General features: G+C 74.3%; 7 protein-coding genes. 4 read left to right on the top strand and 3 right to left on the bottom strand.

Annotation, left to right across the window (positions count from 1 at the left end; all coding sequences use genetic code 11):
- Window positions 1-18 precede the first annotated feature (18 nt).
- The 3 genes from AMK18_RS31200 (at window position 19) to AMK18_RS31190 (ending at window position 16,834) form a co-directional block, all read left to right on the top strand.
- Window positions 19-8,739, top strand: a complete 8,721-nt coding sequence (locus AMK18_RS31200; RefSeq protein WP_443333243.1) for an amino acid adenylation domain-containing protein — start codon at window positions 19-21, stop codon at window positions 8,737-8,739.
- Window positions 8,736-16,277, top strand: coding sequence for a non-ribosomal peptide synthetase (locus AMK18_RS31195; RefSeq protein ID WP_073865439.1), 7,542 nt, complete (start codon window positions 8,736-8,738; stop codon window positions 16,275-16,277). The genes AMK18_RS31200 and AMK18_RS31195 overlap by 4 nt, the downstream gene beginning before the upstream one ends.
- A gap of 107 nt (window positions 16,278-16,384) precedes the next feature.
- Entirely contained in the window at window positions 16,385-16,834 is a 450-nt protein-coding gene (locus tag AMK18_RS31190; protein ID WP_018102969.1) for a hypothetical protein, read from the top strand.
- A gap of 52 nt (window positions 16,835-16,886) precedes the next feature.
- Here the strand turns inward: AMK18_RS31190 and AMK18_RS31185 are convergent, their stop codons facing one another.
- Entirely contained in the window at window positions 16,887-20,084 is a 3,198-nt protein-coding gene (locus tag AMK18_RS31185) for a TIM-barrel domain-containing protein (RefSeq protein ID WP_073865438.1), read from the bottom strand.
- Window positions 20,085-20,298: 214 nt separating this feature from the next.
- Window positions 20,299-21,045 carry a DUF1838 family protein gene (locus AMK18_RS31180; RefSeq protein WP_073865437.1) on the bottom strand — a complete coding sequence of 249 codons (747 nt, stop codon included), beginning with the start codon at window positions 21,043-21,045 and terminating at the stop codon, window positions 20,299-20,301.
- 217 nt (window positions 21,046-21,262) lie between these two features.
- Between AMK18_RS31180 and AMK18_RS31175 the strand changes: the two genes are divergently transcribed.
- Window positions 21,263-21,988 (top strand): esterase/lipase family protein, encoded by a 726-nt coding sequence (locus tag AMK18_RS31175; RefSeq protein WP_073865436.1) that lies wholly within the window; start codon window positions 21,263-21,265, stop codon window positions 21,986-21,988.
- Window positions 21,989-22,058: 70 nt separating this feature from the next.
- On the opposite strand, the gene AMK18_RS31170 is transcribed toward AMK18_RS31175, so the two are convergent.
- The gene (locus AMK18_RS31170; RefSeq protein ID WP_073865435.1) at window positions 22,059-23,249 is read right to left on the bottom strand and encodes a hypothetical protein; all 1,191 of its coding nucleotides are present in this window, start codon (window positions 23,247-23,249) and stop codon (window positions 22,059-22,061) included.
- Between the last annotated feature and the right edge of the window lie 148 nt (window positions 23,250-23,397).

Here is a 23,397-nt window from a genome sequence, read left to right as displayed (position 1 = left end):
GGCCCGACCGAGGCCACCATCGACGCGACCGCCCACCGCGTCCCCGCCACACCGGACACCGCGTACGAGACGGTGCCGATCGGCGGGCCCGTCGACACCATGCGCGCCTACGTCCTGGACCACCGGCTGCGGCCCGTCCCGCCCGGCGTCACCGGCGAGCTCTACCTCTCGGGCCCCAACCTCGCCCGCGGCTACCTCAACCGGCCCGGACCGACCGCCGCCCGCTTCGTCGCCGACCCCTTCAACGGCACCGGCGCCCGCATGTACCGCACCGGCGACCTCGTCCGGTGGAACACGGCCGGGCTCCTCGAATACGTGTCCCGCGCCGACGACCAGGTCAAGCTGCGCGGCTTCCGCATCGAACCCGGCGAGGTCGAGGCCGCCCTGCTCGGCCACCCCGGGGTCGCCGCCGCCTGCGCCGTGATCCGAGAGGACGCGCCGGGGGAGCGCCGCCTCGTCGCCTACGCCGTCACCACGGACGAGGGGCCGCGCCCGGCCGCCCTGCGCGACGCCCTCGCGGAGGCACTGCCGCACTACATGGTGCCCGCCGCGGTCGTCGTCCTGGACGAGCTGCCGCTCCTGCCCAACGGCAAGACGGACCGGCGCGCCCTGCCCCGCCCCGACGAGGAGGCCGCGCACACCGCCGAGGGCTCCGGCGCGCTCAGCCCCCGCGAGGACCTGCTCGCCGGGATCTTCGCCGAGGTGCTGGGCCGCCCCGGCGTCGGCCGGGACGACGGCTTCTTCGACCTGGGCGGGCACTCGCTCCTCGCGATGCGCGTCGTCAGCCGGGTCCGCACGGTCCTCGGTGCCGACCTCGCCGTCCGCACCCTGTTCGAGCACCCGACCGTCGCCGGGCTCGCCCGGGCCCTGGACACCCGGGGGCAGTCCCGCCCGCCGGTGCGCCCCGTGGCCGAGCGGCCCGACCCGCTGCCCCTGTCGTACGCGCAGCAGCGGCTCTGGTTCCTGAACCGGCTCGACGGGCTCAGCTCCTCGTACCACATCCCGCTGGTGCTCGACATCGACGGGCCGCTGGACACCGACGCGCTGCGCGCCGCCCTGCTGGACGTCATGGAGCGGCACGAGGCGCTGCGCACGGTCTTCCCCGAACGCGACGGCGTGCCCCACCAGTTGGTGCTGCCCGCCGAGGTCGTCGCGCCCCGGCTGCCCGTGGAGAGCACGGCACCGGCCTGGCTGGAGGCGGCCGTCACGGACGCCGTGGACGCACCGTTCGACGTGGCCGCCGACCCGCCGCTGCGGGCCAGGCTGCTGCGCACCGCGCCCGGCCACCACGTGCTCGTGCTGGTCCTGCACCACATCGCGGGCGACGGCTGGTCCCTCGCCCCGCTCGCCCGCCACCTGGGCGACGCCTACCGGGCCCGCCTCGCCGGACGGGAGCCCGAGGCCGGGAACGGGATCCAGTACGCGGACTACACCCTGTGGCAGCACACCGTGCTGGGCGACCCGGACGCCCCCGGAAGCGTCCTGCGCGAGCAGCTGGACCACTGGCACACCGCGCTCGACGGACTGCCCGGGCTCATCGACCTGCCGCTCGACCGCCCGCGCCCGGTCACCACCGACCCCTCAGGGGCCGTGCACGCCTTCGACGTACCGCCCGGGCTGCACACCGAACTCCTGCGCGTGGCGCGGGAGTCGGGAACCACGCTGTTCATGGTGCTCCAAGCGGCCGTGGCCACCCTGCTGCACCGGCACGGCGCGGGCGACGACATCCCGCTCGGCACACCCGTCGCGGGCCGCACGGACGAGGCGCTGGAGGAGCTGGTCGGGTTCTTCGTCAACACCCTCGTCCTGCGCACCGACCTGTCCGGCGCCCCCACCTTCGGTGAACTCCTCCGGCGGGTGCGGGAGTTCGACCTCGCCGCGTACGCCCACCAGGACGTGCCCTTCGAGCGGCTGGTCGAGAGCGTCAACCCGGTCCGAGCCCGCAACCACCACCCCCTGTTCCAGACGATGCTGGTCCTCCAGAACCAGGACGCCGTACGTCCCGAACTGCCGGGGCTCGACGTCGAGGACCGGCTCGTCCACAACAACCTGAGCAAGTTCGACCTCACCTTCGCCTTCGGCGAGGAGCGGGGCGGGGCCGGACTCACCGCCGGGATCGAGTACGCCACCGCCCTCTTCGACCGCGTCACCGTCGAAGCCCTGGCGGCGCGCCTGCTGCGGCTTCTGGAACAGGTGGCGGCCGACCCCGCCCGGCCCCTCGCGGACTACGACCTGCTGACACCGGACGAGCGGACCCGCACCGTGCAATGGGGCGCCGGCCGCGAACTGCCCGCCCCCGCACCGGACACCACCCTGCCCGCGCTCTTCGCCGCGCAGGCCCGCCGCACCCCGGACGCCGTGGCCGTGACCGGGGGCGGCGCCACCCTCACGTACACCGCGCTCGACACCGTCTCCGCAGACCTGGCCGCTGCCCTCGCCGCGCTCGGCGCGGGCCCGGAGACCGGCGTCGGGGTGCTGCTCTCCCGGTCACCGGCCCTCGTCTCCGCCTCCCTCGGCGCGGTGCGGGCCGCCGCCGCGTACGTCCCGATGGACGCGCGCTGGCCCCGGGAACGGCTCGACCAGGTCGCCGACGTGGCGGACGTGCGGATCCTCGTCGTGGACGAGCAGGCCGCCGCGTCCGCCTGGGTGACCGAGACCGCCCGCCGCGTCCCGGTCCTCGTCGTGGACCGGACCGGCCGCGTCCTGCGCGGCGCGCCCCCGGCACCCGGCGGGCCCGTCCCCGTACCGGGCCCGGACACGCTCGCGTACGTCATGTTCACCTCCGGCTCGACCGGGCTGCCCAAGGGCGTCGGCGTCAGCCACGCCGACGTGGCGGCGCTGGCCGAGGACGCCGCCTGGCACGGCGGCGCGGCCGACGCCGTCCTCATGCACTCGGCGTACGTCTTCGACGCGTCCACCTTCGAGATGTGGGCGCCGCTCCTGCGCGGCGGCACGGTCGTCGTCGCACCGGAAGGCGTCCTGGAAGCAGGGACGCTCCGCGACGCCGTCCGCGAACACGGCGTCACCGCAGTATTCCTGACGACTGCTCTGCTCAACGTGATCGCGGACACCGACCCCGGCGCCTTCGCCGGGCTCCGCCTCGTCTGCGCGGGCGGCGAACTCGCCTCGCCCGACGCCATGCAGCGCATCGCCGGCGCCGCGCCCGGTGTCCGCGTCCTGCATGTGTACGGCCCCACCGAGACCACCACCTTCGCCACCCGCTACGACGTGGCCGCCGACCTCCCGGCGGGCCCGCCGCCCATCGGCCGGCCGCTCGACGGCATGCGGCTCCACGTGCTCGACGGCTCGCTGGGCCCGGTCCCGGCGGGCGTCACGGGCGAGCTGTACCTCGCGGGGCGCGGCGTCGCCCGGGGCTACACCGGCCTGCCCGCCCTGACCGCCACCCGGTTCGTCGCCGACCCCTTCGACCCGGACGGCGGACGCATGTACCGCACCGGCGACCTCGTGAAGTGGACCCCGGACGGGCAGATCGCCTACGTCTCCCGCGCCGACAGCCAGGTCAAGCTGCGCGGCTACCGCATCGAACCCGGCGAGATCGAGTCCGTCCTCGCCTGCTGCGAAGGAGTCGCCGACTCCTTCACCGTCGTACGCGAGGACATCCCCGGAGACCGGCGGCTCGTCGCGTACGTGGTGCCCGCCGGGGCCGTCCGCCCCGACCCGGCCGACCTCGCCGAGGCCGTCGCCCGGTCCCTGCCCGCCTACATGGTGCCCTCCGCGTTCGTCCTGCTCGACGCCCTGCCGCTGACCGTCAACGGCAAGGTGGACCGGCGCGCCCTGCCCGCGCCCGAAACGCACGCCGCACCCCGCGGGCGCGCCGCCCGCACCGTGCGCGAGGAGATCGTCTGCGGGCTCGTCGCCGACGTCCTCGGCCTCCCGGCCGTGGGCGCCGACGACGACTTCTTCGCCCTGGGCGGCCACTCCCTGCTCGCCACCCGGCTCGTCGCCCGCATCCGGACCGCGCTCGCCGCCGAGATCCAGGTCAAGGCGGTCTTCGAGCACCCCACGCCCGCCGGGCTCGCCGCCGCCCTCGACGGGGCCGAGACCGCCGCCCCGCCGCTGACACGCACCCCGCACCGGCCGGACCCGCTGCCGCTGTCCTTCGCGCAGCAGCGGCTGTGGTTCCTCAACCGGTTCGAGGGCCCCAGCCCCACCTACAACGTGCCGCTGGTGCTGCGCCTGGAAGGACCGCTCGACGCCCCGGCCCTGGAACGCGCCCTCATGGACGTCGTGGAACGGCACGAGAGCCTGCGCACCGTCTTCCCCGAGACCGGCGGCGTGCCGCGCCAGCTCGTCCTCGCCGCCGACCACGCCGACCTGGACCTGACCCCCCGGCACATCCGCCCTGACACCCTGGACGAGGCGCTGGCCGCCGAGGTGGCGCACGCCTTCGACGTCACCGCCGACCTGCCCGTACGGGCCCGGCTGCTCGGCCTCGGCGCCGAATCCCACGTCCTCGTCCTGCTCGTCCACCACATCGCGGGCGACGGCTGGTCGCTCGCCCCGCTGGCCCGCGACCTCGGCGACGCCTACCGCAGCCGCAGCCGGGGCGAGGCGCCCGGCCGGCCGGAACTCCGCGTCCAGTACGCCGACTACACCCTCTGGCAGCGCACCCTCCTCGGCGACGAGAACGACGCCGACAGCCGGGCCGCCCGGCAGCTGGACTTCTGGCGCACCGCGCTGGCGGGCAGCCCCGGACTGCTCGCCCTGCCCATGGACCGGCCGCGCCCCGCCGTCCTCACCTACCGGGGCGACGCCTTCGCGTTCCCCGTGGACGCCGACACGCACCGGGCGCTCGCCGAGCTGGCCCGCGCCCGGGGATGCAGCCTGTTCATGGTGCTCCAGGCGGCCCTGTCCGTCCTGCTCTCCCGGCACGGGGCCGGCGAGGACATCCCCCTCGGCACCGCCGTCGCCGGACGCACCGACGAAGCCTTGGACGATCTGGTGGGCTTCTTCGTCAACACCCTCGTCCTGCGCGCCGACCTGACCGGCGACCCCACCTTCACCGAAGTGCTGGACCGGGTCCGGGCGTTCGACCTGGCCGCCTACGCCCACCAGGACCTGCCGTTCGAACGGCTGGTGGACGCCCTCGCCCCGGCCCGGGCACAGGACCACCACCCGCTCTTCCAGACCATGATCGTCCTCCAGAACCAGGCGGACACCGTGCTCGGCCTCGACGGCCTCACCGTGACCGGGCAGCCCGTGCGGACCGGGATCAGCAAGTTCGACCTCACCTTCACCTTCACGGAGACCCGCGACGCCACGGGCCGCCCCAGCGGGCTCGACGGGAACCTCGAGTTCTCCACCGACCTCTTCGACCCCGCCACCGCGCACGCCCTGGCGGCACGCCTGACCCGGCTGCTCGCCTCGCTCGCCGCCGACCCCGACGGGCGCGTCCGCACCGCCGCGTTCCTGGACGCGGCCGAGCGCGCCGAACTGGACCGGGCCGCCCCGGGCCCCGTCCGCCCGGTCCACGCCCGGACCGCCCCCGAGGCGTTCCGCGCCCAGGCCGCCCGGACCCCCGGACGGATCGCGGTCCGGGCCGGCTCCGCGCAGCTCACCTTCGCCGAGCTGGACGCCCGCTCCGACGACCTGGCCCACCACCTCCACGACCGGGGCGTCGGCCGCGGCGACCTCGTCGCGCTCGCCGCCGAAGGCACCGCCGACCGGGTCGTCGCGATGCTGGCCGTCGCCAAGGCCGGGGCCGCCTGCCTGCCCGTCGACCTGGACTACCCCGAGGCCCGCGTCACCCACATGCTGGACGACGCCCGCCCCGCCCTGTTCCTGGTCCACGACGCGGCGCGGGCCGCCCGGTTCACGGCCGTGCCCCGCCTCGCGCTCGGCGATCCGTCCGCCTGGCCGGGCGGACGCGGGGCGCCACCGGCCGCCGCGGCGCCGGGCCCCGACGACGCCGCGTACGTCATCTACACCTCCGGCTCCACCGGCCGCCCCAAGGGCGTCGTCGTCACCCACGGGGCGCTCACCAACCACATGGCCTGGATGGCCGGCCACTTCGGCCTCACCGACGAGGACCGCGTCCTCGCCCGCACCTCGCCCAGCTTCGACGCCTCGGTGTGGGAGACCTGGCTGCCCCTGCTGCACGGCGGCGCCACCTGCCCCGTACCGGCCGCGCTCAACCATGACCCGGCCGGGCTGCTGGCCCGGATGCGCGAGGAGGGCGTCACCCTCGCCCAGTTCGTGCCCTCCCACCTCGCGCTCCTGCTCACCGAGACCGGGGCCGAGGCGGCGCCCCCGGCGCTGCGGGCCGTCGCCTGCGGCGGCGAGCCCCTGACCCACGCCCTCGCGGCCCGGGCCGCCAAGGCCTGGGCGGCCGAGGTCCACAACCTCTACGGCCCGACCGAGACCACCATCGACGCCACCGCCCACCACGTGACCGCCGGGGGAGAAGAGGGCGGCGTCCCGCTCGGCCGCCCCGTCGACAACACCCGCGCCTACGTCCTGGACGCCGCGCTCCAGCCCGTACCGGCCGGAGTCACCGGCGAACTCCACATCGCCGGTGACGGCCTCGCCCGCGGCTACCTCCGCCGCCCCGGGCTCACCGCCACCCGCTTCGTCGCCGACCCCTTCGGCCCGGCCGGCAGCCGCATGTACCGCACCGGCGACCTGGTCCGGCGCGATGCCGACGGACTCCTGCACTACGTCTCCCGCGCCGACCACCAGGTCAAGCTCAACGGCTTCCGCGTCGAGCTCGGCGAGATCGAGGCCGCCCTCACCGCCGTCGACGGCATCACCGCCGCCTGCGCCCTCGTCCGCGAGGACCGGCCGGGCGAACGGCGCCTGGTCGCGTACACCGTGGGCGCCCGCCCCACCGACGGCGCACTGCGCACCCGGCTCGGCACCCAGCTGCCGCCGTACATGGTGCCCGCCGCCTTCGTGGCCCTGGACGCGCTGCCGCTGCTGCCCAACGGCAAGACGGACCGCGCGGCGCTCCCCGCACCGGAGCGCCCGGACACCGCCCGGCCGGGCCGGGAGCCGCGCACCGCGCCCGAACGCGTCCTGTGCGAGGCGTTCGCCTCCGTACTGCGCGCCCCCGCCGTCCGTACCGACGACGACTTCTTCGCGCTCGGCGGCGACAGCATCCTCTCCATCCAGCTCGTCAGCCGCGTCCGGGAAGCCGGGCTCGCCGTCACCCCCCGGGACGTCTTCGTCCACCGCACCCCCGAGGCCATCGCGGCCGTCGCCGCACCGCTGGACGACGCCGCCGGCGAACCGGACGGCCACGGCACCGGCACGATGGAACCGCCCCCCATCGCCGCCTGGTTCCTCGAACGCCCCGGCACCACCGACGGCTACAACCAGTCCGGAGTGCTGAGCACCCCCGCCGGGGCCGGCGAGGACACCCTCGTCGCCGCGCTCCAGCTCCTCGCCGACCACCACGACATGCTCCGCCTGCGCGTCACCCGCACCGCCGGGGGCGACCCCGTACTCGAAGCGCTGCCGCCCGGCGCCGTCACGGCCCGGCGCCGCTTCACCCGCATCGACATCGCCGGACTCGACGCCGACGCCGCCCGGGCCGCGCTCACCGAAGCGGGCGAACGGGCCCGCAGGCGCCTGCGGCCCTCCGCCGGTGCCGTCTTCGAAGCCGTCTGGGGCGACGCCGGGCCCGGTGCGCGCGGCCGGCTGCTCCTCGTCGTGCACCACCTGTCCGTCGACGCGGTCTCCTGGCGCATCCTCGCCGACGACCTCGCCCACGCCTGGCAGGCGGCCACCGGCACGGCAGCCGCGCTGTCCGCCACCACCACCTCGTACCGGCGCTGGTCCCAGCTCCTCGCCGAACAGGCCCGCACCCCGGCCCGCACCGGCGAACTGCCCCTGTGGGAGGAGGCGCTGAGGACCCCCGACCCGCAGCTCGGATACCGGCCGCTCGACCCCTTCCTGGACACCGCCGACGGCACCCGCACCCTCACCACCCACCTGCCCGCCACCTGGACGAAGCCCCTGCTCAGCACCGTCCCCGGCGCCTTCCACGCCGGAGTCGACGACATCCTGCTCACCGCGCTCGCCCTCGCCGTCAGCAGCTGGCGGGGCCGCCCGGAGACCGCCGTCCTGCTCGACCTGGAGAGCCACGGCCGCGAACAGATCGCCGACCACATCGACCTCTCCCGCACGGTCGGCTGGTTCACCAGCCTCTACCCCGTCCGGGTCGACCCGGGCCCGCTGGACGCCCGCGACCCGGCACGCTTCGGCGCCTCGCTCGTTGAGCGTGCAGTGAAGCGCGTCAAGGAACAGCTGCGCGCCGTCCCCGACCACGGCGTCGGCCACGGCATGCTGCGCCATCTCAACCCGGCCACCGGCCCCCGGCTGGCCGCCTCCGCACCCCAGATCGGCTTCAACTACCTGGGACGGTACGCGGCCCCGGGCCAGGCGGCGGACGGCGACTGGGAGGTCCTGCTCGACGCCGGCGGACCCCGCAGCCAGGACCCCGACATGCCCGTGCACCACGTCCTCGACATCAACGCGCACACCGAGGACCGGCCGGAAGGCCCCCGCCTGGTGGCCCGCTGGACCTGGCCCAGCGACCTGCTGAAGGAGGAGGACGTGGGCGCACTCGCCGAGGCGTTCAACCGCGCCCTGCGTGCCGTCGCGGAACACGCCGAACAGCCCGGAGCAGGCGGCTGGACGCCGTCCGACCTTCCCCTGGTCTCGCTCAACCAGACCCAGATCGACCGACTGCAGAACAAGTGGGGTGGACGCAAGTGAACGGGTTCCAACTGGAGGACGTACTCCCGCTGACGCCGCTGCAGGCCGGGATGTACTTCCACGCCCTGTACGACGCGCACGCCGTGGACGTCTACACCGCGCAGTTCGTCTTCGACCTCGAAGGCCCCGTCGACGTCGCGACGCTGCGCGCCGCCGTCGCCGGACTGCTCCGCCGCCACGCCAATCTGCGCGTCGGCTTCCTCCACGAGGACCTGGACGAGCCCGTGCAGGCGGTCGCGGCCGAGGTCCCCGTACCCCTGGAGGAACTGGACCTGACCGGCGCCGACGAGGTGCCCGACCGGCTCACCGCCTTCCTCGCCGCCGACCGCACCCGCCGCTTCGACCTGGCCACCCCGCCCCTGATGCGGTTCACCCTGGTACGGACCGCGCCGGACCGGCACCGCCTGGTCATGACGAGCCATCACATCCTGTTCGACGGCTGGTCCCTGCCCCTGCTCGTACGGGAGCTCTTCGAGCTGTACGCGGCCGGCGGCGACGACGGCGCACTGCCGCGCGTCACCCCGTACCGCGCCTACCTCGTCTGGCTCTCCCAGCAGGACCGCGCCGCCGCCCTCGACACCTGGTCCGCCGCCCTCGCCGGCATCGAGGCGCCGACCCTCCTCGCGGAGCGGGACGGCCCCGACGGCACCGCCGAACTGCCCGAGACGCTCGTCCTCGACCTGGACGCGGCCGTGACGTCCCGGCTGCGCGAGACGGCTCGCGCCCACCGCCTCACCCTCAACACCCTGGTCCAGGGTGCCTGGGGCCTGCTGCTCGGCCACCTCACCGGGCGGTCCGACGTGGTGTTCGGCACCACCGTGTCCGGGCGCCCGCCGGAGATCCCCGGCGTCGAGTCCATGGTAGGCCTCTTCATCAACACCGTGCCCGTACGCACCGGACCCGCGTCCGGCGAGACCCTTGCCGAATACCTGACCCGGCTCCAGGCCGAACAGGGCCGGCTCCTCGACAGCCAGCACGTGGGCCTCAGCGACATCCGGGGCGTCACCGGCCTGGACGAACTCTTTGACACCCTCGTCGTGTTCGAGAACTACCCGATGGACGCCGAGGCCCTGCGCACCGCCCAGAGCGGACTGCCCGGTCTCGCCGTCACCGGCTTCAGCGGCACCGACGCCGCCCACTACCCGCTCACCCTCACCGTCGCCCCCGGCGACACCCTGCGGATCACCTTCGGCTACCGGGCCGCCGTGCTCGACCGCCAGGAGGTGGCCGAGACCGTCTCACGCATGCGGCAGCTCCTGACGGCCATGGCCCAGGACCTCGGCAGCCGCGCCGACAGCGCGCCCTTCCTCCTCGACGGCGAACGCGAGGAGCTGATCGCCCGGGGCACCGGCGCCGCGCTCCCCGACGGCACCACGGCCCTCGGCATCCCGGAGGCCGTCGCCGCCCACGCCGCCCGCCACCCGGACGCGGTGGCCGTCTCCGGTGCCGGGGAGCAGCTGACGTACGCCCGGCTCACCGCCCTCGCGGACCGGCTCGCCGCCGACCTCACCGGGCTCGGGACCGGGCCCGAGGACGGCGTCGGCATCCTCGTCGCCCGCTCGGCCGCCACCGTCACCGCCTCGCTGGCCACCCTGCGCGCGGGCGGGGCCTACGTGCCGCTCGACCCCCGCTGGCCCACCGAACGGCTCAACCGGGTCACCGACGTCGTCCCCCTGCGCGTCCTCGTCGTGGACGAGACGACCGCCACGCTGCCATGGGTCCGCCAACTCGGCCAGGACACCGCCCTCCTGACCGTCGACCGGGCCGGTCGCGCCCTCACCGGCGGCCCCGACACACCAGGCCCCCTCCCCGCCGCACCGGGCGGCGACCGGCTCGCGTACGTCATGTTCACCTCCGGGTCCACCGGACTGCCCAAGGGCGTCGGCGTCAGCCACGGCGACATCGCCGCACTGGCCGCCCACCACGGCTGGGACGACGCCGCCGACGCCGTCCTGCTGCACTCCGCGTACGTCTTCGACGCCTCGACCTTCGAGCTCTGGGCCCCGCTCCTGCGCGGCGGACGCGTCGTCGTCGCCCCGGACGGGCCGCTCCAGCCCGACATCCTGCGGGACCTGGTGACCCGGCACGGCGTCACCGCCGCCTTCCTGACGACGGCCCTCTTCAACGTGCTGGCCGAGACCGACCCCGGCTCCCTCGGCCAACTGCGCCTGGTCGCCGCCGGCGGCGAGGCCGCCGCGCCCGGGGTCATGCAGCGCATCGCCGCCGCCCACCCCGGCACGACCGTCCTGCACGTGTACGGCCCCACCGAGACCACCACCTTCGCCACCGCCCACCACGTCGGCCCCGACCACACCCCCGGCGGCGCCCCGCCCATCGGCCACCCGCTCGACGGCATGCGCGCCTACGTCCTCGACGCCGCCCTGAGCCCCGTGCCGCCCGGCGCCGAGGGCGAGCTCTACCTCGCGGGCCCCGGCGTCGCCCGCGGCTACCTCGGCCGGGCCGCCCTCACCGCGACCCGCTTCGTCGCCGACCCGTTCGCGGCCGACGGGACCCGCATGTACCGCACCGGCGACCTGGTGCGCCAGGACGCCGACGGCACCGTGCGCTACGTGGCCCGGGCCGACCAGCAGATCAAGCTGCGCGGCCACCGCATCGAACCCGCCGAGATCGAAACGGTCCTGCGCGACCACCCGGCGGTCCGCGCCGCCTGCGTCCTCGTACGCGAGGACCTGCCCGGCGACCGCACCCTCACCGCCTACGTCGTCCTCGCGCCCGGCGAGACCCCCGACCCCGGACTGCTCGCCGCCCACGTCGGCCGGCTGCTGCCCGCGTACATGGTTCCGGCCGTCATCCAGCCGCTGGACGTCCTGCCGCTGACGCCCAACGGCAAGATCGACCGCAACGCCCTGCCCGCGCCCACCGTGCCGCGCACGGCGGCGGGGCGCGCCCCGCGCAGCGCCATGGAGGAGATCCTGGCCGGGCTGTTCGCCGATGTGCTCGGAGTCGACCGGGTCGGCACCGACGACAGCTTCTTCGCGCTGGGCGGCCACTCCCTGCTCGCCACCCGCCTCGTCGGCCGCATCCGCACCGCCCTGCACACCGAGACCGACATCCGCACCCTGTTCGAGCACCCCACCGTCGCCGCGCTCGCCACCGCCCTGGAAGGCGCGGAGGGCGGCACCCGCCCCCCGCTGGTCCCGCAGCCGCGCCCCGCCGAACTCCCGCTCTCGTACGCCCAGCAGCGGCTGTGGTTCCTGCACCGGCTCGACGGGCCCTCCGCCACGTACAACATCCCGCTCGCCGTCCGCATCGACGGACCGCTCGACCCCGACGCCCTGTGCACCGCCGTCGCCGACCTCATCGCACGGCACACCGCCCTGCGCACCGTCTTCCCCGAGGGCGAGGACGGGCCGTGCCAGCAGATCACCGCACCCGGCGACGTCGTCATCCCGTTCGCCATGGAGAGCGTCGAGGAGGCGAAGCTGCGCCACCGCGTCGCCGCCGCCACCGCCGAGGCCATCGACATCGAACGCAGCCTGCCGCTGCGCGCGACCCTGCTCCGCCTGGCGCCCGACGCCCACGTCCTGGTGCTCGTCGTCCACCACATCGCCGCCGACGGCACGTCGCTCGCGCCCCTCGCCCACGACCTGGGCCTCGCCTACCGCGCCCGCGCCCGGGGCGAGGAACCCAACTGGGCCCCGCTCCCCGTCGACTACGCGGACCACACCCTCTGGCAGCGCGACCTGCTCGGCGACGAGAAGGACCCCGACAGCCTGGTCTGCCGGCAGCTCTCCCACTGGCGGCACGCGCTGGAGGGGCTGCCCGAGGCGATCGAACTGCCCTGGGACCGGCCGCGCCCCGCCACCTCCCGGCACACCGGCGCCACCCTCGGCTTCTCCGTGGACCGCGCCACCACCCGCCACGTCACGGAGCTCGCCCGCTCCTGCGGGTCCAGCGCCTTCATGGTCCTCCAGGCCGCCCTGGCCACCGTCCTGTCCCGGCACGGCGGCGGCGAGGACATCCCCCTGGGCACGGCCGTCGCCGGACGCACCGACGAGGCGGCCAACGGTCTCGTCGGCTTCTTCGTCAACACCCTCGTCCTGCGCACCGACCTGTCCGGCGACCCCACGTTCCGCGAACTCCTCGGCCGGGTCCGTGCATTCGACCTCGCCGCCTACGCCCACCAGGACGTGCCCTTCGAGCGGCTGGTCGAACTCCTCAACCCCGCGCGCGCCCAGAGCCACCACCCGCTCTTCCAGACCATGCTGGTCCTGCAGAACCAGGCGGCCGCCGCCATCGACCTCCCCGGCCTCACCGTCACCGGGGTGCCCGCCGAGGCGGAGGTCAGCAAGTTCGACCTGTCGTTCGCGCTCACCGAGACCTACGACGACACCGGCGCCCTCGACGGGATGCGGGGCACCGTCGACTACGCCACCGAACTCTTCGACGCCTCCACCGTCCAGGGGCTCACCGACCGGCTCGTCCGCCTCCTGGCCGCCGTCACCGCCGACCCGGACCGCCCCCTGCACGCGTACGACCTGCTCACCCCCGCCGAGCACGGCCGCCTCACCGCCCTCGGCACCGGGCCCGCCGACGACCTGCCCGCCACGACGGTCCCCGCGCTCTTCGACGAGTGGGCCCGGCGCACCCCCGACGCCCCGGCCGTCCGCGACGCGCACACCACCCTCACCTACGGCGAACTCGACACCCGCGCAACCGCGTTGGCCGGTCACCTCGCCGCGCTCGGGGTGGGCCCGGAGGACCGGGTGGCCGTCGCGCTGCCCCGGACGTCCGAGCTCGTCGTGGCCCTGCTCGCCGTCCTCAAGGCGGGCGCCGCCTATCTGCCGCTGGACCCGGACTACCCGGCCCAGCGCCTGTCGTACATGCTGGACGACGCGCGCCCCCGGCTGCTCCTCACCACCCCGGAACTCCACCGCCGCCTGCCCGAGCACCCGGTGCCGCACCTGTACACCGACGACCTCGGCGCGAGCGGCACAGCCCCCGCGCCCGCCCGCATCGACCCGGCCAACCCGGCGTACGTCATCTACACCTCGGGCTCCACCGGCCGCCCCAAGGGCGTCGTCGTCACGCACCGGGGTGTCCGCGCCATGGCCAGGACCCAGAGCGAGCGGCTGCGCGTCGGACCGGGCAGCCGGGTGCTGCACATGGCCTCGGTCAGCTTCGACGCCGCGTTCTGGGAGCTGTGCATGGGGCTGCTCACCGGCGCCTGCCTGGAGATCGACACCCGCGACGCCCTGCTGCCGGGTCCGGCCCTCGCCGCCCTGGTCCGCGACCGGGGCGTCACCCACCTCACCATCCCGCCCGCCGCCCTCGCCGTGATGCCCCCGGACTCCCTGCCCACCGGCCTCACCATGGCCCTCGCCGGAGAGGCGTGCCCGCCCGCCCTCGTACACGCCTGGGCCAGGGACCGCTTCCTCGTCAACGCCTACGGCCCGACGGAGACCACCGTCTGCGCCACCATGAGCGCCTTCCAGCACGCGGAAGGCCCCCTCGCCCCCGACCGCACCGTCCCCATCGGCGCCCCCGTCGACGGCACCCGCATCTACGTCCTGGACGACCGGCTGACCCCCGCGCCGCCCGGCGTCACCGGCGAGCTGTACGTCGCGGGGGAAGGCGTCGCACGCGGCTACCTCGGCCGCCCCGGGCTCACCGCCACCCGCTTCGTCGCCGACCCCTTCGACCGCGCGGGCGGCCGGATGTACCGCACCGGGGACCTGGTGCGGTGGACGCCCGACGGCCGCCTCCTCTACGTCTCCCGCGTGGACGACCAGGTCAAGCTGCGCGGCTTCCGCATCGAACTCGGCGAGATCGAGGCCGCCCTCGGCTCGCACCCCGGGGTCGCCGCCGCCTGCGTCACCGTCCGCGAGGACCGCCCCGGCGACCGGCGCCTCGTCGCCTACACCGTGGCCGCCGACGGCGAAACCGCCCCCGGCTGGGCCGAACTGCGCGCCCACCTCGCCGCCACCCTGCCCGAACACATGGTGCCCGCCGCCCACGTCCGGCTCGACGCCTTCCCCATGACGCCCAACGGCAAGACCGACCGGCGCGCGCTGCCCGCCCCGGAGAGCCCGGCGGCGGCCGGCGGACGGGCCCCGCGCACCGCCCGTGAACGGGAACTCTGCGAGGTGTTCGCGCAGACCCTCGGCGTGCCCGAAGTCGGCGTCACCGACGACTTCTTCGCGCTGGGCGGCCACTCCCTGCTCGCCGTCACCCTGGCCCGCCGGATCGGGGAACGCTGCGGCGTACGGCCCTCCCTGCGCGCCCTGTTCGCGACGCCCACGGTCGAAGGCGTCGACCGGCTGCTCGGCCGGGCGCCGGGGGAGGAGGAGCCGGAGGAAGCGGCGGCCCCGGACTTCGCCGCCGAGGTGCGGCTCGCCTCCGACATCACCGCCGAGCGCCGGAGCACCGCCGAGCGCGGGGGCCCCGGGGAACGCCGCCCCGCCCGCCCCTCCGCGCGGCCCCTGCTCACGGGTGCCTCGGGCTTCCTCGGCGCGTTCCTGCTGCGCGACCTCATCGAGGCCACGGACGGCCCGGTCGACTGCCTCGTCCGGGCCGCGAGCCCCGACAGCGCGGCCCAGCGGATCCGGGCCAACCTGGAGCACTACGGCCTGTGGCAGTCCCGGTACGCCGACCTGATCCACCCCGTCCCCGGCGACCTCGCGGCCCCCGGCCTCGGCCTCGACCCCGCCGAACGGACCGCCCTCGCCCGGCGCCTCGGACCCGTCCTGCACAACGGGGCACGCGTCAACTTCGCCGCCCCGTACGGTGATCTGCGCGCGCCCAACGTGGGCGGCACCGAGGAACTGCTGCGGCTCCTCGCGGACTCCGGCTCGCCCGGCCTGCACTACGTCTCCACCACCGGTGTGTACGCCCCGTCGCGCGGGACGGACCCCGCACCGCTCACCGAGTCGTCCCCGACCGGTCCGGCGGACGGCCTGCCCGACGGGTACGCGCAGAGCAAGTGGGTCGCCGAGCAACTGGTGGGCCTCGCCCGCGAGCGCGGCCTCCCGGTGACCGTCCACCGCCCGGGCCGCATCAGCGGCGACACCGCCACCGGGGCCTGCCAGGACCGGGACCTGCTCTGGCAGCTCATCAAGGGCTGCCTCCAGGCCGGAGCGGTGCCCGATCTGGCGCACGGCACGACCGACTGGGTGCCGGTGGACTACGTCAGCGCCGCCGTGGCGGCCCTCAGCACCGCCGAAGGGCCCGGGGCACCGGCGTACCACTACACCAACCCGGACGCGCCGGGCCTGGACCGCGTCTTCGAGGCGGCGGCGCGCCTCGGATACGAGCTGCGCCCCGTGACCCCCGAGGAATGGCGGGCCTGCGTGGCCGAACACCCGGAGAACGCGGCGCAGTTGTTCCTCGGCGACGACGGGGGGACCGGCGAGGACGAGGCGGACCACCGCCGCTTCGACTCCGGCCGCACGGCCCGGGCGGCGGCGGAGGCGGGCGTACGCCAACCACCTCTCACCGACGAGGTTCTGACGCGCTATCTGACGTACTTCCAGGTCACGGGCTTCCTGCCGGCCCCCGGAGCGCTCCCGGGAACGTAAACGATCACCAACCGTCAGATCCCCGGCGATTCGCATACAACCATCCGTGTCCCCCGGAGGTCCCAACAAGTGGGAGCAAAACACTCCTGGAACTACAAGGGGGAAATATGCGAAACATCCGTACTCTCGCCACCGCCGGGGCCCTGACCACCCTGATGGTGGGCGCGACGGCCGCCTTCGGCCCGACCGCATCCGCCGCGCCCAACACCACCCCGCAGAAGGTCTGCGGCAGCGCGTACAAGACCGTCAACTCCGCCGCCGTGGGCTCCCTCGGCACGGTCTACCTGACGTACAACGCGTCGAACGGCAAGAACTGTGTCGTGACCATCCGGTCCACGCCCGGCGCCGCGAAGGAGATGTCGGCGTACATCTACGTCCCCGACACCGACGCCTCGGCGAGCGACTACGGCAACTACACGTCGTACGCCGGTCCGGTCTACGCCTACGGCAAGGGCCACTGCGTCAGCTGGGGCGGCCACATCGCCAACGTGTCCGTGTCCGTCGACAACTCCAACTGCGCCTCGCTGAAGGAACAGCGGACCCTCGAAGTCCGCTGACCCGCGCCGCTCACCGGCCCGCCCCCGGCTCCCACCGGGGGCGGGCCGCTCGCTACCAGTAAGTGACGGTCACCGGCGCACGGACGCTGCGCTTCGGCAGGGTGACGGTCAGGGTCCTGGAGCCCGCGTCCCACGTGTACGCCTGGGCGGACAGGTGAGTCCCGCTCGCGGTGACCTGCCGGGGCGCGTGGTCCGCCTTGACCGACAGGGTCCACACACGGTCCTTCGCCTGGCCCCGGAAGGACCCCTTCGCCGCTCCGACCGACACCGTGTGGCGTCCGCCCGACTCCCTGTAGGAGACCTTCGTCGTGGCGCTCCGGGCCTTGCCCGCAGCACCCCCGTCGTCCTCGTACAGGCTGAACGAACCGGACCGGCCCGGGGCGATCGTGAGCGTGAGGTCGTCCGCGCCGGCCGCGCCGTCGTGGGCGACGTCCTGCGTACGGCCCGGGACGATCGCGCCCGCCCTGACGAACACCGGCATGGTGTCCAGCGTCGTCGTCACGTCCTGGGTGGTGCCGCCCTCGTACGTCCTGCCGGTGAAGTAGTCCGTCCACTGCCCCGGCGGGAACCACACCGACGTCTTCGCGGAGGCGCCGGGCGTGGTGACCGGGGCGACCAGCAGGTCGGAGCCGTAGAAGTACTCGCTGCCGGCCCTCTCGTACGCCTGCCGCTCCTCCGGGTACTCCAGATACATCGGCCGGACGATCGGCACACCGGTCCGGTTGGCCTCCTCCGCGAGGGTGTACGTGTACGGCAGCAGCTTCTCCCGGAGGTTGAGGAACTTCTTCGCGGACGCCGACGCCTCGGGGCCGTACTGCCAGGGCAGCCGGTCGCTGTGGTTGCTGTGCAGCCGGTCGACGGGCTGGAAGGTGCCGAACTGCACCCAGCGCGCGTACAGGTCGTCGGGCAGCTTCGTCGTGGTGTGCGTGCCGCCGCCGTCGGTGTACGTCTCCGACCCCTTCAGGCCCGTCGTGTCGTTGTGGCCGCCGATGTCATGCGTGACGTTGGCCATGCCCGTCGCCGCCGACTCGGCCGGGGTATACCCGACCTCGAACTTCAGCGTGCCCCAGGTGGACGACGTGTCACCGGTGAAGTGGACCGTGGTGCGCTTGTCGGCCCAGGGCCCGGTGGGTACCGCCTGCTGGCCGCTGTAGCCGCCCGCCTGGAGCGAACCGAAGGCGCGCGAGAGGACGAACGGCCGGTCGAGGTGGCGGCCGGTGGCGTCCGCGTACTGCTGGTTGATCCACGCGTCCGGGGTCACACCGGGCAGCGACGACTGGGCCGCGTCGCAGCACCAGTCCAGCCACCAGAAGTCGTTGCCCTGCTCGTCCATGGTCCGGTGCAGATCCATGTACGCCTGCAACTGATCGGGGTCCCCGAAGTCGAAGGTGTAGCAGTCGGAGCCCGCGCCGCCCGCGCAACCACCCTTCTTCAGCTTGCCCTTGGCGGTCTTCTGTGCCTGGGCGAACTGGGGGTCGGCGGCGAGGATGCTGGGGTGCACATTGAGCGTGTTGTGCAGGCCCTGGGACTCGGACCAGTCGAAGAACCCCTTCGGATCGGGGAACTTGGCCGGGTCGATCTCCCAGCCGCTCCACGCGTTGACGGCCTTGTAGTCGGTGTCCGTCACCAGCACGTCCAACGGCACACCCTCCGACCGGAACTTCGGCAGGATCGTGTTCCGGTAGTCGGCGTCCGTGCGGTCGATGTACTCCGAGTACCAGACCCCGTACGCCCAGGAGGGCAGCAGCGCGGGCGGCCCGGTGAGCGTCGCCAGGTCGCCGAGGCCCCGTTTGTAGTCGTGCCCGTAGCCGAAGAGGTAGCCGTCCTGGTACGGGGCGCCGCCGTGGTCGGAGCGCTGGGTCACCTTGCGGGTGGCGGAGTCGTAGAGCGCGGACGGGGTGTCGTCCAGGAGATACCAGCCGTCCTGGTTGAGCAGGCCGGGCGTGGTGGCGGGCGGTGCGCCGTCGCCGGTGACGCCGTCCAGGCCGCGCCGGTAGCCGCCGAGGGCCAGATGCGGCTGCGGAGCCGGGTCCCCGGGGGCGGCGACGGACACGGTGTCCGCGTTCACATGGCAGCTCCCGGCGTCCGGGCAGGCGAGGGTGACGTCGTTGGCGCCCGCCGCCAGGTGGACGGGCAGGGTGGCCGTGGACCACGTGTCCCAGTCGTCCGTCGCGGGGAACGACAGGGTCCCGGTGGCGCCGCCCGCCGACACGGAGGCGGTGCGCGCCTCGTGCCGGCCGTCGCCGCCCGGGCCGTTGGCGTAACGGACGCGCAGGGTGTACGTCCCGGCCGAGGGGACCTCCACCACATGGGTCGTCAGCGAGGAACCCTGGTTGAGCTCCGCGACGAAGCCGCTCCCGGCGAAGCCCTGATGGTCGGTGGCGGCGGCCGCCGTACCGACGACCCGCCCGGCCTCCGCCTCGCAGCTCACCCCGAACCGGCAGTCGGCGATCGCCGTGCTCGACGCGGGCGGGTACGCCTCGCCCTCGCCCAGCAGCGCGACGCTGTCCACGTTCACACTGCCGGAGTCCGCGGCGCCCCGGGTCAGGCCGACCGTGTGGTGCCCGGCGTCCAGCCGGACCCCGGCGGAGACGGTGTCCCAGCTGTCCCAGTCCGCCGTCGGCGGCAGCGTCACCCGCTGCTCGTCACCGCCGTCCACCGACAGGGTGAGGGTGCGCGGCTCGCTCTTGCCGTCACCGCCGCGCGCATTGGCGTACCGCACGGCGAACCGGTAGGAGCCCGCCGCTTTGACATCGATGTCAGAGGACAGGGAAGCGCCGGTGCTCTCGAACCCGGCGGCGAACCCGGTTCCGGTGTAGCCCTCGTGGTCGGACGCCACGGAGACCCCGCCTGCCCGCAGGTTCTCCGCCTCGCACAGCGCGCCGGGCGGGCAACTGATGCGGTGCCAGGGGGTGGCGGTCACGGGGGAGTGGCCCGCGTTGAGCCGGACCGACAGGTTGCTCGCGTCGAACGGCCCGGACCCGACCTTGTACCGCAGCGTCACCGCGCTCGTTTTGACGGTGAGCCAGCCGTCCGCCGTCTTCGCGGTGTACGCCGCCGGGGTGAAGGAGCCCCGGCCGATGGCGTTGAACGTCGCCTCGTCGGTGAACGCCCCGTCACCCGCGTACTCGGTCCGGATCAGTGTCGGCGACAGGACCTGGAACCGGGCGTCGCCCGAGGTCACCGTCGGGACGCGGTGGCTGCGCGGACCGCCGGCCGAGGCCGGACCCGCCGTGCCGGTCACCGTCATGGCCGCGGCGGTCCCGAGGACGGCGGCTCCACCGATCCACCGCCGCAGCCCTCTGCGCCGCCTCGCGGATGGAGGTTTCATGTGCGACTCCGTTCTCACCCCGACCGGCAGGCCCGTCCGTACCGCACCGCTCGTTGTGCATCGTTGGAAAAGGGCAAGTGGCATGAGAGCACGCCCATGACGCGGTGTCCATAAGCCGGGCGGCGGCTCCTTGCTACGCCGGAGGATTGAGCTTGCGGAAGTATGTCCAGCTGGTCTCGTTCGGCTCGCTCCACCGCTCCGGCGCGTGCGCGAACTCCGGGTGCCGGTCGGCGATGTAGGCGCGGGTGCGCTCGGGCACCTCCGCGTACGAACCGAGCTTCCGGCCCCGGCAGTGGAACGTCAGCCCGCCCGGCGCCTGGCCCCGGGCCATCCACGGCAGCCACGGGGACATCCGCGTCCACGACATGGTGGCGGGCACACTCGGCGCCGGACCGGCCAGGTCCGCCCGGTCGGCGAAGAACTGGAAGAGCTCCAGCGCCCGGTAGGTGTCCCCGGACGAGTGCACGGGGTACTCCGCGACGGGCAGCGGCGACGGATAGGCCAGTGGGATCTCCAGGCTGAAGCACACCTGGCTGCCCAGCTCCGTCATGGGCACCGGGAAGGGCCGCCACTTCTGGTTGGCCGGGTCGTTCCAGACGTGCACCACCGGCAGGTCCTGCCAGGTCTCCAGGATCTCCCGGGTCTGCGGGTCGAGGTAGAAGGCGGCCTCGCGGGTGAGCAGTTGGAAGGCGTCCGGTCCGGCATCGGCGTCCTGGACGAGACGGGCCGCATTGACCCCCTCGAAGCCGAAGAGGCGCTGGTAGGGCTGGTCGGGCGCCCATGCGTACACATCGCCCGACCACCAGTACGTGACCTCCTCCCCGTCGAGGGAGGCCCGGGTGCGGGCGAGGAGGCGGAGCAGCTCAGCGGGTGTGGTCATACGCAGCACTCTGCGCGAGCGCCGCGCCGCCCGGGGGCGGAACACCGCGTCCCGGGCCCGAACGGCTGAAAACCACCGTTCCCCGGCCCGGGCTGCCACGGAACACCCGCACACGGCTCACGAAGACCGGTGAATTCGCCGATGGCGTGGACACCCCCTGCCCGGCACCTTGTGCGAGCAGGCCACCACATCCCCGCGTTCCCCTCAGGAGTGCCCCATGGCTCGTCGTTCACCGCACAGGCTCCTCGGCGTCCTCGCGGCCGTCACGGTCGCGTTCGCCCTGTTCTCGCCGTCGTCCCCGGCCGCCGCCGAGACGTCCGCCCCGGCCCGCGCGGCCGCGGTGCGGCCGCTGTCGACCAGCACCCCGGTCGTCTTCGTACACGGCTACACCGGCAGCGCCTCCAACTGGACCACCGCCATGAGCGTCTTCCGCCTCAACGGCTGGTCGAGCGCGAACCTGTTCGCGTACGAGTACGACTCCTACGGCGACAACGTCACCAACGCCCAGGGCCTCGCCGCCTTCGTCAACAACGTGAAGTCCCGGACCGGGGCGGGCAAGGTCGCGATCGTCAACCACTCGATGGGCGGCCTGGTCAGCCAGTACTACCTGAAGGTGCTGGGCGGCAACACCAGCGTCAGCCACCTCGCGTCCCTCGCCGGTGCCAACCACGGCACCACGGCCGCAGGAGCCTGCCTGATCTACACGACCTGCCGCCAGATGTACCCGGGCTCCTCGTTCATCGCGCAGATCAGCTCCGGTGACGAGACCCCCGGCGACACCGAGTACGCCACCTGGTACTCGGCGTGCGACGGCGTCATCCTCCCGTACACCAGCACCCGGCTGAGCGGCGCGACGAACAACAACGTGCTCTGCCAGACCCACATCGGGTACCTGGCCGACACGGTCGTCCTCGGTCAGGTGGCTCGGTTCATCGCCTCCTGACCCCGAGCGACCCGGACGGGTCCGGTCCCCGACGCCCGCGCGCCGGGGACCGGACCCGTCCGCCGTCCGCTCAGGCCCGGCCGCGACGGCGGCGCACCGCGGTGAAGCCGAGGGCGCCCGCCCCGGCCGCGACGAGGCCCGCCGCGCCCACCGCGGTCGCCGAGAGGCCGCCGCCCCCGGTCTCGGCCAGCTGCGCGGACATGCCGGACGACGCCGAGGTGGAGCCGGTGCCCGTGGCGGCGGGGGAGGACGATGTGCTCGCGGTGACGGAGGGGGAGGGGGACGGGGTGCCGGAGGCGGCCGCCTTCTTCACTGTGACCGTGGCCCTGTCGCCACAGCTCAACGTGCCCCGGAAGGTGCCCGGCCCCTCGTTGACGATCGCGCACGGGTTCAGGATGGTCTTACCGGCCGGCGCGTTCTTGAGGTAGGTCACCCGGACCTGCGTGGACGTGCTGCCGTGTGCCTTGATGGACACGTCCGGGCCGATGACGTTGAAGCCGTACACATCGGGTTCGGCGCTGTCGGTGATCGGCTTCAGCGTGGTCCACTTCCCCGAGCGCAGCACCTGGACGGAGGCGTGGCGGCTCGTCATGATCACATCGCTCACGTTCTCGTACGCGGACGGCGTCGGGTTGTCGACCGTGGCCTTGAAGGTGATCCCCGGCCCGCCGGCGACCGCGGTGGCGGGTACCCCCGACAGGCGGGTGTCCAGCCCGCTGACCGCGACGTTGTCCACATCGGTGTCGTTGGCGGCACCCGCGGCCCCGTAGGAGATCATCGTCGTCAGCTTGAGGTGGTCGGTGCCGCCGTTGCTGGAGCCGTTGTGCGGGGTGCCCATCGGCATGCCGAGCCGCAACTGCACGGTCCGCGACTTCCCGGCGGCCAGCGGGAACTGCTCGGGCAGTTCGCCGCCGTACACGGAGCCTTTGCTGACCTCCAGCGGAACTTCTTTCCAGGTCGTTCCGTCGAGCCGGTACTCCAGGCTCAGGGCGTGCTCCGGCAGCCCGTTCTCACCGTCGATGCGGTAGATCAGGCGCGCCGACGAGGTGTCGTTCGGGCCGGGGTTGGACGCCGTGGTGGTGAAGGCGACCGGCAGACCGCCGAGGCCGATCATCGCGGGCGCGTCGGTGGAGACTGCCAGCATGGGCGGGCCGCTGTCGGCCAGGGCGGCCGGGGCCAGGGCGGCTCCGGTCAGGGTCAGGAGCAGGCCGGCGGCCGAGGCGACGGCGGACGAACGCAGGCTGCGTGCAACGGTGTTCAAGATTTCCCCCCCCCGGGGCGTGGGCGGCGCGGCCGGTTGCCGCGTCCCGCCGACGACGGGTGGATCAGCCCGTCGTCTCACCCAGTTGGACAGGCCACCCGCGCCCCGGGTTGTGACCCCGCGTGTCATGGTTGTGTGACAGCGCCGA

The organism is Streptomyces sp. CB01249, from assembly GCF_001905735.1.
GTDB lineage: Bacteria > Actinomycetota > Actinomycetes > Streptomycetales > Streptomycetaceae > Streptomyces.
Note: the sequence above shows the minus strand (reverse complement) of the source record. Positions and strands in the feature narration are given on the sequence as shown.

Bases quoted from the DNA above. Each gene is read 5' to 3' on its own strand.
- AMK18_RS31190 (WP_018102969.1), top strand. From the start codon at position 16,385: ATGCGAAACATCCGTACTCTCGCCACCGCCGGGGCCCTGACCACCCTG.
- AMK18_RS31185 (WP_073865438.1), bottom strand. From the start codon at position 20,084: ATGACGGTGACCGGCACGGCGGGTCCGGCCTCGGCCGGCGGTCCGCGC.
- AMK18_RS31180 (WP_073865437.1), bottom strand. From the start codon at position 21,045: ATGACCACACCCGCTGAGCTGCTCCGCCTCCTCGCCCGCACCCGGGCC.
- AMK18_RS31175 (WP_073865436.1), top strand. From the start codon at position 21,263: ATGGCTCGTCGTTCACCGCACAGGCTCCTCGGCGTCCTCGCGGCCGTC.